Source organism: Streptomyces sp. LE64, assembly GCF_052606915.1.
On the sequence record NZ_CP199708.1, the window covers coordinates 6,392,218 to 6,408,674 of the forward strand.

A 16,457-nucleotide genomic window follows, 5' to 3' on the forward strand; every position below is an offset into this window, starting at 1 on the left:
CACCGGGCGCAGCGCGCGAGGAAACGCTCGATCAGCTCCCGCCCTGCTGCTCCGCGGCGATCGACTTGCGCACCTCGTCCATGTCCAGGGCCCGCGCCTGGCTGATCACGTCGTCGAGCACCGCCTGCGGCAGGGCGCCCGGCTGCGAGAACACCGCCACCTGGTCCCGCACGATCATCAACGTCGGAATCGACTGGATCTCGAACGCCTGTGCCAACTCCGGCTGTGCCTCCGTGTCGACCTTGGCGAACACCAGGTCCGGATTGGCCTCCGCGGCCTGCTCGTAGACCGGGGCGAACTGACGACACGGCCCGCACCAGGCCGCCCAGAAGTCGATCAGGACGAACTCGTTGTCCGTGACCGTCTGGTCGAAGTTCTCCTTGGTCAGTTCCACGGTCTTGCTCATGTCCGCTGCCTGCTTCCTGGTCGTGACGGGGGGCTCTGCTCCGGGCCCGCGACCTCGGGGCCCCGGGATCCCGGCCGCACCGGCGGACCTTCGGCCGAACGGGCGGCACCGTTCCGCACAACGATCACGCCCCGGGGGATATTCCACCCGAGCCCACGGGCGGGCGCGCCCGTCGAACGCGTACCCGTGTGGCCCGGCGACACACCTGCCTCCAGACTGGTGCCCATGACGGAGACGACCGAGTACGACGTGGTGGTGCTGGGCGCCGGACCGGTGGGGGAGAACGTGGCCGACCGCACCCGCGCGGCCGGCCTGAGCACGGCGGTGGTCGAGGCCGAGCTCGTCGGCGGCGAGTGTTCCTACTGGGCGTGCATGCCCAGCAAGGCCCTGCTGCGCCCCGTGATCACCCACGCCGACGCCCGCCGGACCCCCGGACTGGCCGACGCCGTCCAGGGGCCCCTCGACACCGCGGCGGTACTCGCCCACCGGAACGAGGTCACCGCCCACCACCGCGACGACGGACAGGTCACCTGGTTGGAGTCGACGGGTGCCCGGCTCCACCGCGGCCACGGCCGTCTGGACGGCCCCCGCCGGGTCACCGTCACCGCACCCGACGGGCGGACCCACCACCTCACCGCGCGACACGCCGTGGCCGTCTGCACCGGCAGCCGCGCCCGGCTCCCGGACCTGCCCGGCCTGGCCGAAGCCCACCCGTGGACCAGCCGTGAGGCCACCAGCGCCGAACGGGCCCCCGGGCGGCTCGTCGTCATCGGCGGGGGAGTGGTCGGCGTGGAGATGGCGACCGCCTGGCAGCACCTGGGTTCCCGGGTGACGCTCCTGGTGCGCGGTGACCGGGTGCTGCCCCGGATGGAACCCTTCGCCGGCGACCTCGTCGCCGAAGCGCTGCGCGGAGCCGGCGCCGAGGTCCGCACGGGCACCTCGGTACGGGCGGTGACCCGGGAGGCGGACGCCGTCACGGTGGAACTCGGCGACGGCGAGCGGGTCACCGCGGACGAGGTCCTCGTCGCCACCGGTCGCGCCCCCCGCACCGACGACATCGGCCTGGACACCATCGGCCTGACACCGGGCGACTGGCTCACCGTGGACGACACCCTCCGGGTGCCGGACCACCCCTGGCTCTACGCCGTCGGCGACGTCAACCACCGCGCCCTCCTCACCCACCAGGGCAAGTACCAGGCGCGGATCGCGGGCGCGGCGATCACCGCACGGGCCCAGGGCGTACCGCTCCTGGAAACCGACCGCTGGGGCGCCCACGCCGCCACCGCCGACCACACCGCCGTCCCCCAGGTCGTCTTCACCGACCCGGAGGTCGCCGCGGTCGGCCTGAGCCTCGCCGAAGCCGAAGCCGCCGGTCACCGCGTCCGCGCGGTGGACTACGACCTCTCCTCCGTCGCGGGCGCCTACCTCTACGCAGACGACTACCGCGGATGCGCCCGGATGGTCGTGGACCTGGACCGGGAGGTCCTCCTCGGCGTCACCTTCGTCGGCCCCGGAGTGGGCGAACTGATCCACTCGGCCACCATCGCCGTCGCCGGCGAGGTCCCGCTGGAACGCCTGTGGCACGCCGTCCCGTCGTACCCGACGATCAGCGAGGTGTGGCTGCGGCTGCTGGAGACGTATCGGGGTTGAGTACCCACCACCGACTGCCGCCACTTCTTCCCCGCAGCGCCAGCACGACAACGTGCTCGCCGCGGTTTCTCCGTGGGAAGCATGGGGTGCGTAGAACTGCGGGTCATCCGGCGCCGCAACCGGCGAGGTGACCGTCACGGCGCTTGCTGTTCCTGGTGGGTGACGTCGCATCGGTGCCGGGTGTGGCGGTGACCTTTCGGAGTGTGCGTCCGGGCTCGGGTTCCGTGACATGGGTGTGACGTAGGCGTGTTGTGGTTCGGGAGGTGGGGTGCGCCATGATGTCTGGATGACTGAGCACGGGGGTGCGGTGGATCAGCCGCGGGAAACGCCGAGGTCTCGTCTCGCCGACTACGTGGAGATGAGTGGTCCGGTTCGATCGGTGTCGTCGCCCGACGTTGGGCGGGACGTCGAGGGCGGAGTGGGTGAACCGGCGTCGCCCGTGCGGGAAGAGCCCGGTGCGCAGGCGGATGATCCTGGCACGGTGGTTGATGATGCCGGTGCCTTGCTCGTTGCCTCCGAAGTGGTGGCCCGTAAGCGGGAGTTCGCTCGGCTCCTGGGTGGGTTCCGGCGGACGGCGGTCCTGGTCCCGTTGGGCGGGGAACCGGGTCCGGGTGAGGAACGAGGGCTGCTGACGGCGGACTTCAACGGCATCAGGTTCATCCTGGCCTTCTCCGACGAACAGGCCCTGGCCCGGTACGCCCGGGCCCGCGGCGAGTTCGCCCGCGAGTGGACGTACCGCACGATTCTGGGTGCGCGGCTGCTGGATGTCGCGGTGCCCGCGATGGGTGTGCCGTGCGGGGTGGTCCTGGATTGTGCGGACGGGACGGACGGGATGGTGTTCCCGCCGGTCAGGGGCATCGTGCCGGACCCGGTAGCGGTCGACCGTGAGGTGACCGTCGAGGAGGGGGCCGGGCGATGAGCGGCGGTGGCAAGGATCTGAAGGCCGACGGTCTCGCGCTGATCGCGAAGGGGCTGACCGAGGCGCTGGCCGAGTTGAAGGAGCTCGGCATGGTCGGCGAGGCCAGCGCAGGGCGCGGCTTCGGAGACATCGCGCTGTCCGGCCTTGAACTCGGCCACGAGGGCCTGACCGGTGACTTCACGTCGTTCTGTGAACGCTGGGAGTGGGGGGTTCGCTCGTTGGTGAACGAGGGCAACGCCTTCGCGTTCAAGACGGGCATGTCTGCGGGCACGTACTACGAGACCGAGCAGTACGTCGAGGGCAGCCTCAAGGTCGTGACGAACTCGCTGATCGGCAATCCGTACGCCTCCGAGGAAGAAGTCACCCGGCAGGGCTGGGGCGACATCGCCACCTCCGGCGCCTTCGGCGGTGTGGACTACAGCAAGGAGTCCTTCGACCAGGCGCTGGCCAACAGCGAGCAGGGCTGGAAGGACGCGGGCCGGGACGTGATGACCTCCCGCACAGTCGGCCCGATGGGCCTCAACCCGGAGAACCTCCACGGCGCCGCGGGCATGTCGGACGCGGAGTACGACAGGTGGCTCGACTCCACCTTCGGCCCCTCCGCCGAGGAACGCGCGCAGGCCCCCGAACAACAGCACGGCGGGAGTGCGGGCTGATGGGTATCGGCGATCTGGTCAACGCGGGCCTCGGCAAGCTTGAGGACGGCGTCGACGCGGGCAAGAAGCTGGTCGGCGAGGGCGTCGACTGGACCACCAACAAGGTCGGCGACGGCCTCGACTACGTCGGCGCGCACGGCGCCGCGGACACGGTCGAGGACTGGGGCGACGAGGTCGCCTCCGACCTCGGTGCCACGCCCGGCGAGCAGCAGCTCGGCCAGACCGAGGAGGCGAACGAGCTCGTCCACGGCAAGCCGGACAAGATCCGCGCGTCCGCGAAGCACCTCAAGGACTTCCACACGGCGTTCGACCAGGTCGCTTCCGGTATGCGCAAGGTCGACTCCTCCGGCTGGGCCGGTGAGGGCGGCGACGCGTTCCGCAAGAAGTTCGGCGTCCACCCCGCCAAGTGGGCCCAGGCCGCCAACGCCTGCGAGAAGGCGAGCGGCGCCCTGGAAGCGTACGCCGACACGGTCACGTGGGCGCAGGGCAAGGCGAAGGAGGCCGTCGAACTCTACAAGAAGGGCAAGAAGGCCTCGGACGACGCGGTCGACGCGTACAACAAGAGGGTCGACGCCTACAACGCGAAGATCAAGGCGAACGAGGACCCCGGCCCCCGGCCCGAGCCGTTCCACGACCCCGGCAAGGCCGACATCAACAAGGCCCACGAGACGCTCGCCGAAGCCCGCAAACAGCGCAACACCGCCGCCAGCGAAGCCCAGGGCAAGGTGAAGGCGGCCCTCGCCCACGCCCCAGCCGAACCGCCGCCACTCGACCGCCTCGGCAACAACATCATCGACGGCTACCAGGCATACAACACCGAACTCACCCATGTGGTCGGCGGCGCACTCAAGGGCACGGCCGGCCTGGTCAACTTCGCCCGCGGCCTCAACCCCACCGACCCCTACAACCTCACCCACCCCGCCGCCTACCTGCAGAACGTCTCCATGACGCTCTCCGGCCTCGTCTCCACCGCCGCCCACCCCGAACGCATCCTCACCACCGTCGTCGACGGCTTCAAGAAGGACCCCTCCGAGTTCACCGGCCGCCTCATCCCCGAACTCATCGGCACGAAAGGCGCCGGGCTCACACGCAGCGGAATACGGGCAGCAACCCCAAAAGACGCGAACACCGCACGCGAGACGACAACGAAGGAACCACGCCACGAGAACCCACGCGAGAAGGTCGAGAAAGACCCCAGCGACCCGGTCGACCTCGTCACCGGCACGATGTACCTGCCACAAACCGACATCACCCTGCCCGGCACGCTCCCCCTGGCCTTCACCCGCCGCCTCGAATCAGGCTCACGACTCGGCCACTGGTTCGGCCCCTCCTGGACCTCAACCCTCGACCAACGCCTGGAGATCGACACCGAAGGCGTCATCCTCGTCACCGAGGACGGCCTCCTCCTCACCTACCCCCACCCCGCCCCCGGCGTCCCCACCCTCCCCACACACGGCCCCCGCCGCTGGCCCCTGAACCGCGTCGACGAGGGCTACACGATCACCGACCCCCACACCAGCCGCACCTGGCACTTCACCGACCGCAGCGAACAACTGGCCGCCCTGGAACAGATCGACGACCGCAACGGCAACTGGATCACCTTCGAGCACACCCCCGAAGGAACCCCCCTCGCCATCACCTCCTCCGGCGGCTACCGCCTCACCCTCACCATCGAAGACGACCGCGTCACCACCCTGTCCCTGGCCGGCGCAGCCCCCGACGGCACCGACCAAGAGATCAAACGCTACGCCTACTCCGAGACCGGCCACCTGACCCAGGTCTTCAACTCCTCCGGCCTACCACTGACGTTCACCTACGACGACCACAGCCGCGTCACGTCCTGGACCGACAGCAACGACCACTCGTACACCTACGAGTACGACGACCAAGACCGCTGCACCGCCGAGGGCGGCGAAGCCGGCCACATGACGCTCCGCCTCACATACGACGACGTGGACCCGGAGACCGGCCACCGCATCACGACCACGACCACCAACGAGGGCCACACCCGCCGCTACTACATCGACGAGCACCGGCATGTCGTAGCTGAGACCGACCAGATGGGCCATACCGTCCGCTTCACGAGGGACCGGTTCGGACGGGTGCTGACCCGTACCGATCCGCTGGGGCACATCACCACCTGCCGGTACGACGACATGGGCAACGTCGTCTCGGTGACGCGTGCCGACGGCCGCGAGGTCACGGCCGAGCACGGCGACTTCAATCGCCTCACCCGTATCCGTGGCACGGACGGCAACACCACCCGCCACACCTACGAAGAGCGTGGCAACCGCCTCACCAGCACCACCCCGGCAGGCCATACCACCCACTTCACGCACGACGAAGCGGGCCGCCTCACCTCCGTCACGGACCCCCTTGGCCATGTCACGACCGTCCGCTGCGACCGCGCAGGCCTGCCGGTCGAGATCACCGACCCGCTCGGCGCCATCACCCGCTACGAGCGCGACGCCTTCGGCCGCCCGACGACGATGACCGATCCCACCGGCCTGACCACTAACCTGGAGTGGACCGTCGAAGGCCAACTCGCCCGCCGCACCGCACCCGACGGCACCAGCGAGACCTGGACCTACGACGGCGAAGGCAACTGCACCACCCACACCGACCCCCTCGGCGGCACCACCCACTTCGAGTACACCCACTTCGACCTCCTCACCGCACGCACCACTCCCGACGGCGCCCGCCACGAGTTCACCCACGACGCCGAACTCCGCCTCACCCGCGTCACCAACCCCCAGGGCCTCACCTGGGACTACACCTACGACCCGGCCGGACGCCTCACATCCGAGAGCGACTTCGACGACCGCACCCTCACCTACGCCCACGATGCAGCAGACCGTCTTGTCTCCCGCACGAACGCACTCGACGAGACGACGACCTTCGAGCGCGACCCGTTGGGACGTCCCACCCGCAAGGACGCCGCCGGTCATATCACGACGTTCGCCTACGACCTCACCGATCAGCTGGCCGAGGCGATGGGTCCTGACGGCATCCGACTGACGATCCTGCGGGATCAGTACGGCCGCGTCCGCAGCGAGACCGTCGACGGCCGCGTCCTCACCTACACCCTGGACGAATTGGGCCGCCGCACCGGCCGAACCACCCCTACCGGTGCCCGCACCACCTGGTCGTACGACGCCGCAGGCCGCCGCACGAACCTGGTCGTCTCCGGCCGTCCCATCGACATCACTTACGACCACGCCGGCCGCGAACTCACCCGAGGAATCGGCAACTTCCTCACCCTCACCAACACCTACGACCCGATGGGCCGCCTGACCACCCAGACAGCGACCACAGACGGCGAGACCCTCCAACGCCGGGCCTACACCTACCGAGCCGACGGCAACCTCACCGCCCTCGACGACCACCTCGACGGCCCCCGCACCTTCACCCTCGACCCCGCAGGCCGCGTCACCGCCGTCCACGCGGGCAACTGGTCGGAGACCTACGCTTACGACGCGGCAGGCAATCAGGCAGCAGCCTCCTGGCCGGCCACCCACCCGGGCTACGAAGCCACCGGCGACCGCACCTACACCGGCACCCGCCTCACCCGCGCCGGCGGAGTCCGCTACGAACACGACGCCCTCGGCCGCGTCACCCTCCGCCAGAAAACCCGCCTCTCCCGCAAACCCGACACCTGGCACTACCAGTGGGACCCGGAGGACCGCCTCACCCAGGTCACTACCCCCGACGGCACCGTATGGCGCTACACCTACGACCCACTCGGCCGCCGTACATCAAAACAACGCTTATCGGCAGACGACACGACGGTGGCAGAACGGATCACGTTCACCTGGGACGGCACCGCCCACTGCGAACAGACCACTTCGACACCCGATGCCCCGAACCCGGTCACCCTCACCTGGGACCACCGCGGCCTGCACCCGATCACCCAGACCGAACGCATCACCGCCGCCGACGCCCCCCAGACGGAGATCGACTCCCGCTTCTTCGCCATCGTCACCGACCTCGTCGGCACCCCACGCGAACTCGTGGCAGAGGACGGCGAGATCGCCTGGCACACCCGCACCACCCTCTGGGGAACCACCACCTGGAACACGGACGCGACGGCATACACCCCCCTGCGCTTTCCGGGCCAGTACTTCGACTGCGAGACAGGCCTCCACTACAACTACTTCCGCCACTACGACCCCGAAACCGCCCGCTACACGACCCCCGACCCCCTCGGCCTGGTCCCTGCGCCCAACCCACACACCTACGTCCACAACCCCTACAGCTGGACCGACCCCCTCGGCCTTGCGCCGTCCTACCCCAAGGGGGAGAAGTCCAACCCGTTCGGATCGCGCGCTGAAGCGAAGAAAGCGGCCTATGAACTGGCGGGAATCCGCCTCGGTGAGGCAGAATTCTGGGCTGAATGGCAGGTGGTCGGCGATGTGAGAATGAGTAATATGGACGGCTACGTCTACTCTTCTGAGGCATCGCATTGGGGGAATTTTCGACAGTATGAAACCCCTCAGGGATCAAGAGTTGTCGTCGAGCACACGCACGATCCAGCAGGCCCGCACTTCCATGCCGGAAAGCCGAAGATCGATGAATCCAGAACATTCGTCAACTTTGGATGGGATCACAGCGGAGGCTATCGGAGTATGGAAAGATACGCGAAAATGAACAAAGAGGGCGGGGATCATCACTTCTTCTATGAGGAGTAGGCGCGATGAGCGATCTGACGAGCAGAGAGTTCTGGTTGGGCAGAGCGATCGACATGGGGCTCACAACCCTGGATGAGTGCGCTCCGGAAGGCGTCCCTAGCGTGAGTCAGGCACTGCTGAGCGTGACGAATATGGAGGTGCGGCCCGCCAGGGTCATCCCCTCCGATTCCCCCGGTGCACTGGATGAAGCTGATCGCCAGTGGCTTGCCACGGCAAGGAGTCATTCACTTTTCACTAATGACGGGAAGTTCCTCATCGCTCTTCCCGGGCCGGGGGCGGTCGGTGCCGGATGGATTTGCGTTAAATGGGTGGATGGAGCCAAAATTTCATCCCGGTTGAGCCATCGAAAGGAAAACGTAGATTTCATGGCAATGTCATTCGACGGGCGGTCTCTGTGCGCTGTTACGGAAGAAGATAGCGAGTACTGGGTCGTCTTCCATGATTTCTCCTGAGTCGAGTGAACCTCTTTCATCCTGTGCTCCGAGGGTGAAGAGGCCTGGTCAAGAGTGGTGATAGAGCAGAGCCCTCGATTGTTGGCGGTGTTGATTCCACTCGATACTGCCGACACCCCGGGGGCTCTGTTGGTTCCGTATCCTTCCATGCTCGACGTGCTTTACGAGCTGGTGGAGCACGTCTCCTGGCTCATCTACGCCCGAAGGCATGAACTGCGCTCTCCCTGAAGGAAGTTGAGCGGCTTCGAGCAGGCCCTGCTCGCGCTGGCCCATCTACGGAAGAACGAGACGTTCGCCCAGGTCGGAGCCGGTTTCGGCGTCTCGGAGGCGACGGCATGGCGGTACGTCGAGGCACCGGCCGAGTAGGCGCCTGGGCTCCGCGAGGCGCTCGTCGGCTTGGGCGAAGGGACTTCGTCATCCTGGACAGCACGCTGATCCCGACCGACCGGGTGGCTGCAGACGAGCCGTACTGCTCGCAGAAGCGCAAACAGCATGGCATGAACGTGTAGGTCGAGCGCACGCCCCGACGGCACCCCGCTCTGGTTCTCCCGCGCGACGCCGGGACGGACTCATGACCTGACCGCGGCCCGCGCCCTCGACATCGTCCAGGCCCGTCTCACTCGGCAGATTCTCGTGCCAGCGGACCGGTCCTACCAGGGCGCCGGCGCCACCGTCCGCACCCCCTGCTACCACCACCGCGAACAACCCCAAGGTAATACCAGCAGTTCAACCGTGATCTCGCACTCGCGGCCGGGGCGCGCGGCTCGTAGGTGCGCGTGGGTGGGCCAAGGGGCGACGTCCCGCTGGTGGCGGGTGCATGGCCTGACCGTCGCACCCGGGTCCGGGTCCTCCTGCGAGGCCGGGCCCTCGTGTTGCCCTGGCCGACACGAGGGCGTGCCGTCACGGCACGCCTGAACGGGGGACGGCACCTGCCTCTTCCAGCGGCCTGTGCCAAAGGGTGAGGAGATCCCGGTGTGGTGGGTCTCCACGGCGAGGTCGGAGACCCACCCCACCTGCTGTCACCCGTCCCTGACACCCCGACATCTCAGGGGAAACCCGTGGCTCTTGTGCTCAAGCGGCCTATACAGGTACGAATATCACCTGTAAGGGTGAAATTTGCACTTTCTCCCGTGTGAGTGACTGAGAGTGGAGCGGATCGATCCACGACGTGATCCCGAGCGTTCGTCAGATCACGCAGGTCGGGGACCCACCGTGGAGGGAGGGTCCCGGCCCGGGGTCGTGCTCTGGTCGAGGGGCGGGGACGAGCAAGGGAAGAGGGCCTCGATGCACATAGCCACGCGCGCCTCCGGGCGGCGCTTCCGGCCGACATCGCGTGAAAGGGGGCGGGGTAGCCCGGGCGTGCTGCTGAGGTACGCGCTCGCATTGCTCCTCGCCGTACCGATCCTCGCCCACACGCCGGCGCAGGCCGCCGGTGGCACGCTGAACGTGTCGGTGGAGGCGGTCCCGGAAACGGTGCGGTCCGGTCAGGGCACGTCGTTCCGGGTGCAGTGGACGTGTAGCGGCAGCGGTACCTGCGACGACGCGACGATCTCGGTTCCGGTACCGAGGGCGCTGGCGTCGTCGGACGCGTTCCCCGATGGTGTTCCTCTGACGGTGACCAGCCAGAGCTCGCTCCAGATCAACGGAGCCGCTGTGCCCGGGGCGGCCACGATCGTCGGCACCGCCCCGGACCAGACGCTCGTGTGGAGGTTCCCGGCGACCGTGACGACCGGCACCTCCGACACCGTGTCCTTCACGCTCACCCCGCCGAACTCGGTCACGCCCGATGGGGCGACGATCACCCCGGAGGTGACCTTCGCGGCCGCCGGCGTGGGGCCCGTCACGGATTCGGCGACCACGACCGTGACCTCCGACATCTCCCTGGAGGTCTTCAAGGTCAAGTCCAACCCGACCAGCGTTCCGTACGTGAACCAGCAGGTGACCTATTCGATCCTGGTGGGCTACGACTCCCAGTTCCCCACCGCGGGCGCTCCCTCCCAGTACGAGCGCACGATGGGGAACGTCTGCTCCGATCTCGGAACGCAGGCGCTCGAGAACCTGACCGTGGTCGACACCCTTCCCGCCGGGGCGCAGTTCGTGAACGCCACGCACGGCGGCGTGTACGACTCGACGGCGAACACCATCACCTGGAGCCTCGGCTCCTCGATCAACGACACCCCGCCCCATGCCTGCAAGCCGTACTCCGGCAGCACGACCTGGACGGGTGCGCCGCTGAAGGCGACCGTCGTCTACCCCGACGGTGTGTTCAGCGCCGACCCGGACCCGAGCGCGGTCAAGAACTCGGTCGTGGCCACCGCGAACGCGTGGGGCCAGTCCTCGGAAACGCTCTCCTCGGACGGCTCCGCCTCGCACCCCCTCCGTGAGGGTGCTGCCGGTGCGAGCGTCGAGAAGAGGCCCGGCTACGACTGGGCGATCGGCTCGCCGCTCTACCGCACCGTGCACGCCCAGGGCAACGGCATCTACACCCTGAACGGCACCTCGACCGAGCCGACCGCGGGCCGGTGGACGTTCACCGACATGCTGCCGTGCGGGCTGACCTCGCCGACCGATGCCGACGACATCGACTGCGCCACCCCGGCGTTGGTGGATCTGCAGTTCTCCGCGGACAGGTACCTCCCCGAGTTGCAGGTGGGGTGGACGACGAACGCCGGCAGCACCGGAACGTGCACGATCGCCGCGGGCACGTCGATGAGCGACACCGCCAAGCGCTACTGCGACGGCACCAACGGCACCACGCCCACTCCGGTGCCGGCAGGCGAGTGGATCACGAAGATCGAGGTGGACACCGAGATCCCTCCGTTCGGTGGCGGCAGCTTCTTCATCCACGGTCGTGTCTCCGAGGACGTGCCGTTCAGCAACGTCGGCACGGTGTACAACAATCCGAACCTCGACGTGGACCGCTCCGACGTCCACCCTTGGTACGTCACCGTGGAGAACTGCCCGGTCAAGAACGTGATCACCTTCGAAGGCGGACGGCAGTACCTTCCGCACGAGCCACAGACGGCGGCCAGCGCCGCCGGCATCTGCGGCTACCGGCAGGTCATGACCAACCCGCTCACGCTGCGGCCGGTCAAGTCGATGTACGACCCCGCGATCCCCGAAGGTTCCCGCCCCGCCACCCCGGCGGTGCAGACCGGCGACCTGCTCACCGTCGATCTCGCGATGCGCCGGGCGCAGTGGAACGCGGACCAGGCGGTCCTCGACGCGTCGACCTTCACCCCGACCGCGACCGAGTACCTTCCGGCCGCGCTCACCATCGTCGAGGACTCGCTCCAGGTCGTCGCCGCGGGGGGAGACGCGCCGTTCGCGGCCGCACTCGGCGAGCCGGAGCTCGCCGTCGAGACGGTCGACCACCGAGGTGAGCGGCGGCAACGGGTCACCGTGACGTTCCCGGACGCGGAGATCACCTCGAACGCGACCCTGGGCCGCACCGCCCTCGTGCGGTTCCAGGTCCGCGTCAACCAGGGCGTCCCCGCGGGCGTGTACACCAACGACTACCTCCTCACCGGCGCCGAAGGCGGGCCGGGCGTGCCCGACACCTACGTGCAGTGCGGGGTCGGGACACTGGTCGACGCCGACCTACGGCCGACCACCGACCGCGCCGCCGCCATCGGGTGCTTGGCCTCCGCGAGCTTCAACGTCCTTCCCGTTTCCGGCGTGAACACGAGCAAGACGGTGCAGGGCACCCACGACGCGGCCGCGATCGGCGCCCTCGGCGTCGGGAGCACCGACCCGTCCGGCGAGGCCGAGTACACCATCCGCGTCGAGAACTCGGGTTCGGTGGACATCCGCAACGTGGTCGCCTACGACCTGCTGCCCCGGATCGGTGACTCCCTGATCCTCCCCGGCGCCGGAGGCGCCCGGGGCTCGGCGTTCCCGGTGCACCTGACCGGACCGGTCGCGGCGCCCGCGGGCGCGACCCTGCGGTACTCCACCAGCGCCAACCCGTGCCGTGGCGACCTCGCCGGTACCGGCGGCGGCGCCGTGGACAGCGCACCCGCCGACTGCGAGAACGACTGGGCGGCCACGCCGCCCGGCGACGACTACGCAGCGGTCACCGCCCTGCGCATCGACTTCGGATCCCGGGTCTTCGCCCCCGGCGACGGCGAGAACACCGTACTCGCCGCCAAGGCCGCGGGCCCGAGCACGAGCGCCGGCCTCGACGGCATCGCGTGGAACAACACCGCCGTCACCGGTGTCGAAGCACTGTCGGGGCGTCCGATCCTACCGACCGAGGCATCAGCCGTCGGGCTGCAGTTCCTGCCGGACGTCGCCTGGCAGAAGACCGACAGCCGCACCGGGGACCTGCTCGCGGGCTCCGGGTGGACCCTCACCCCGGTGCTCGAGAACGGCCTGGAGATGCCCGAGGGGTGGCCCCTGAGGATCACGGACTGCACCGACGAGGGGTGTTCGGGTACGGATCAGGACCCCGAGGCCGGGCAGTTCCGCGTGGCCGGCGTCCCGTGGGGCGAGTACACGCTCACCGAGACCACGACACCGTCCGGACACCTGCCCCTCGAAGACCCGGTCGAGGTGAACGTCGAACCCGCCGGGGTCGACCGCGGTACCCACCTGCTCGACCTGGGGGAGATCGAGAACGACCCGCGTCAGGGCGAGTGGACCCTGTCGAAGACCTCGAACCCGGCATCCGGCACCGCCGTGAACGCCGGAGACACGATCACCTACACCCTGACCGTGGCCAACGACTCGGAACGCCCGGTCTACGACATCGCGTTGACCGACGACCTGGGCGACGTCCTCGACGACGCCGCGTTCGGCTCCCTCACCGACGACGACGGTGGCCGGGCGGCCCTGGCGTCGGACGACACGATCACCTGGAACATGGACGAAGTGGCCGCCGGTGCCACCCGCACGGTCACCTACACCGTGACGGTGCTGCCGGACGGGCAACGAGGGGACAACCGCCTGGGCAACGTCCTCGCTCCCACCGGCACGACCGAACCCGACTGCGAGGACGAAAGGGTCTCCTGCACCGAGCACCCGGTGCCGCTGCTGGACTTCTGGAAGTCCGTCGAAGCCGACCGGACTCCGGTGGCCGCCGGGACGGTGCTCACGTACACGCTGCACTTCGAGAACACGGGTGAAGCACCCGCGACCGTGGAGAGCGTCGATCTGCTCGACCACGTGACCGACGACGCGGACGTCACCACCGAACCCACCAGTTCGGACGGCCTCACGGTCGCCCGTGACGGGAACCGCATCACCATCACCGGGGAGGTGCCCGCGGGCGAGACCTACGAGGCGACCTACCGGGTCACGGTCAAGGCGGACGACGAGCGCGGCGATGACGTCGCGGCGAACTTCCTGCTCCCCGACGACCCGGAGAACCCGCCGGTACCGCCGACCGACCCGGTGTGCCAGCCGGCCGACGCGGAACGTCCGGACTGCACCGTCACCCCGATCGGACGGCTCCTGACCGGCAAGTCGGTCTCCGCCGATACTGCCCCGGTCGAGGCCGGGACGGTGCTGACCTACACCCTCACCTTCGACAACCAGGGCGAAGCCCCGTCGGTCGTCGACCACACCGACGTCCTCACCGACGTGCTCGACGACACCGACCTGACCCGCGACCCGGAAGCCTCCGACGACGCGCTCCGCGTGTCACCGGTCGCCGATGGTTCGTTCACGGTCGACGGAGAGCTCCAGCCGGGGCGGACCGTCACGGTCACCTACCAGGTGACCGTCAAGGACGAAGCCGACCGCGGCAACGACACCGCCGACAACTTCCTGGTCCCCGCCGGTGAACAGCCGCCGTCGGAGTGCGCGGAGGGGGATGCGCACTGCACGGTCACACCGCTGCCGAACGTGGCCGCCGCGAAGTCCTCCGACCCCGAGTCCGGTGCGAAGGCAGTCGCGGATCAGGACGTCACCTACACCCTGACGTTCACCAACACCGGGGAAGCGGCAGGCCCGGTAGACCACTCCGACCGTCTGGAGGAGGTGCTCGACGACGCCGACCTCACCGGAGACCCGACCTCGTCGGACCCGGCCCTGTCCGCGACGTCCGGTCAGGACGGAACCATCCGGGTCAGCGGCACGCTCGCACCCGGTCAGACGGTCACCGTGACGTACACGGTCACCGTGAAGCCCGACGGGAAGCGTGGGGACAACCGACTGGAGAACGTCCTCGCGGAAACCGGGAACACCGCTCCGCAGTGCGACGAGGACGGGGTGTCCTGCACCGAGCACCCGATCCCGGAGATCGTCGACACCAAGTCGGTCGACCCCGCCTCCGGAACCCCCGTGGTCCCCGGCCAAGAGCTCACCTACACGCTGACGTTCACCAACACCGGCAAAGCCACCGGCACCGTGGACAAGGCCGACGACCTGTCCCACGTGCTCGACGACGCCACCGTGACCAGCGAACCGGCCGCCTCCGACGACGCCTTCACGGTCTCCAGGGACGGCGACCGAATCCGGATCACGGGTGAGCTCAAGCCCGAACAGGCCGTCACGGTGTCCTACGGCGTCAAGGTCAACCCGACCGGCAAACGCGGCGACAGCGTGCTCGTGAACCACCTGCTCGCCCCCTCACAGCGGCCGCCCGCCGAGCCGGTGTGCGAACCGGGCCGAGGGGAACTGCCCGACTGCACCACCAACCCCGTCGGAGACGTCGCCCCGGCCAAGTCGGTCGACCCGAAGACGGGCACGCCCGTCGGCGACGGGCAAGTCCTCACCTACACCCTGTCGTTCACCAACACCGGCCGGGTACCGGCTCCGGTCGACTACACCGACCACCTCGCCGGTGTGCTCGACGACGCCGAATGGGTGGGTAACGTCACCACCGGTGACGGGCTCGCCGCGACCGGACCCACCGGAAGCGCCCTGCTCGTCACCGGCACCGTCGCACCCGACCGGACCGTGACCGTGACCTACCAGGTCAAGGTCAAGCCCCGTGACGACCAGGGTGACCACCACCTCCGGAACCTCCTCAGCCCCACCGGCCAGGAACCGCCGGCCGAGTGCGCCCCGGAGAACCCCCTGTGCACCGAGAACCCCACCGACCCGTCGGCTGCGCCGGGAGCCGAGGGATCGGGTGGGATCCTGCCCAGAACCGGTGCCGAGATCTCGGCCACCGTACTCGTCGCGGCCCTGCTGCTCGGGCTCGGCGGCTGGATCGTCATGCGCAGCCGACGCCGCCGACTCGGTGACGGTGCCGCCGGCACCAGTCGGTAGATCGTTCCCGTCGACGACCTGTTCCGACGACTGCCCCAGTGCCCACCCGCGGGTGGGCACTGGGGCAGTGGGGGCCGCGCGTGCCGTCTCCGCTCGGGCGCCGTTCCCCGTCGCCGGGCTCACCCGCTCCGGGCCGTGAGCGGGGAGAGGCGCGGCCTCCTCGTGTTCCTGCCCGGACAGCAGGACGTCACCGGCACGAAGGAGATCCCCCGGGCCGGCAGCAGCCGGCGGAGGAGTAGTAGAGGTCGTCGATCGGGAATCCAGCGGACTCGGCGGTATCAACTACCCCATCAAACAAGACAATGCCCCATAGATCCCATGAAGCGGCAAATGTTTCATATGCCTTGACAGGCTTCATTTCGGACATAAAGATCATCGAAGTGGCATGCCGCGTCCCTTCGCGGAGCCGACGTCCCGTACCGGCCCCGTCGCCGATCGACGGCCACGGACGGGCCGAGGGGACGGCGG

7 protein-coding genes and 1 pseudogene are annotated in these 16,457 nt (G+C 68.9%); 7 read left to right on the forward strand and 1 reads right to left on the reverse strand.

The window, feature by feature from the left end:
- Positions 1 to 31 precede the first annotated feature (31 nt).
- Complete coding sequence (gene trxA, locus ACSMX9_RS28395) at positions 32 to 553, reverse strand: thioredoxin (RefSeq protein ID WP_445398284.1); 522 nt, start codon at positions 551 to 553, stop codon at positions 32 to 34.
- 78 nt (positions 554 to 631) lie between these two features.
- Between trxA and ACSMX9_RS28400 the strand changes: the two genes are divergently transcribed.
- The 7 genes and pseudogenes from ACSMX9_RS28400 to ACSMX9_RS28430 all read left to right on the forward strand — a co-directional run bounded on the left by ACSMX9_RS28400 (position 632) and on the right by ACSMX9_RS28430 (position 15,989).
- Positions 632 to 2,056 carry a dihydrolipoyl dehydrogenase family protein gene (locus tag ACSMX9_RS28400; protein WP_445398287.1) on the forward strand — a complete coding sequence of 475 codons (1,425 nt, stop codon included), beginning with the start codon at positions 632 to 634 and terminating at the stop codon, positions 2,054 to 2,056.
- A gap of 481 nt (positions 2,057 to 2,537) precedes the next feature.
- Positions 2,538 to 2,975: an SseB family protein gene (locus ACSMX9_RS28405; protein WP_445398289.1), complete on the forward strand. Its 438-nt coding sequence runs from the start codon at positions 2,538 to 2,540 to the stop codon at positions 2,973 to 2,975.
- Complete coding sequence (locus ACSMX9_RS28410) at positions 2,972 to 3,631, forward strand: hypothetical protein (RefSeq protein ID WP_445396227.1); 660 nt, start codon at positions 2,972 to 2,974, stop codon at positions 3,629 to 3,631. Before ACSMX9_RS28405 ends, ACSMX9_RS28410 begins: the two co-directional genes overlap by 4 nt.
- On the forward strand, positions 3,631 to 8,319 hold the full coding sequence (locus tag ACSMX9_RS28415; RefSeq protein ID WP_445398291.1) for a putative T7SS-secreted protein: 4,689 nt from the start codon (positions 3,631 to 3,633) through the stop codon (positions 8,317 to 8,319). Before ACSMX9_RS28410 ends, ACSMX9_RS28415 begins: the two co-directional genes overlap by 1 nt.
- A 5-nt stretch (positions 8,320 to 8,324) precedes the next feature.
- On the forward strand, positions 8,325 to 8,771 hold the full coding sequence (locus tag ACSMX9_RS28420; protein ID WP_445398293.1) for a hypothetical protein: 447 nt from the start codon (positions 8,325 to 8,327) through the stop codon (positions 8,769 to 8,771).
- An 87-nt stretch (positions 8,772 to 8,858) separates the two neighbouring features.
- A pseudogene (locus ACSMX9_RS28425) lies at positions 8,859 to 9,508 on the forward strand (transposase family protein); the annotation flags it as partial.
- Positions 9,509 to 10,130: 622 nt separating this feature from the next.
- Entirely contained in the window at positions 10,131 to 15,989 is a 5,859-nt protein-coding gene (locus ACSMX9_RS28430) for a DUF7927 domain-containing protein (RefSeq protein ID WP_445398295.1), read from the forward strand.
- Positions 15,990 to 16,457 lie beyond the last annotated feature (468 nt).

Coding starts and splice junctions, on each gene's coding strand:
- ACSMX9_RS28400 (WP_445398287.1), top strand. CDS start 632: ATGACGGAGACGACCGAGTACGACGTGGTGGTGCTGGGCGCCGGACCG.
- ACSMX9_RS28410 (WP_445396227.1), top strand. CDS start 2,972: ATGAGCGGCGGTGGCAAGGATCTGAAGGCCGACGGTCTCGCGCTGATC.
- ACSMX9_RS28415 (WP_445398291.1), top strand. CDS start 3,631: ATGGGTATCGGCGATCTGGTCAACGCGGGCCTCGGCAAGCTTGAGGAC.
- ACSMX9_RS28420 (WP_445398293.1), top strand. CDS start 8,325: ATGAGCGATCTGACGAGCAGAGAGTTCTGGTTGGGCAGAGCGATCGAC.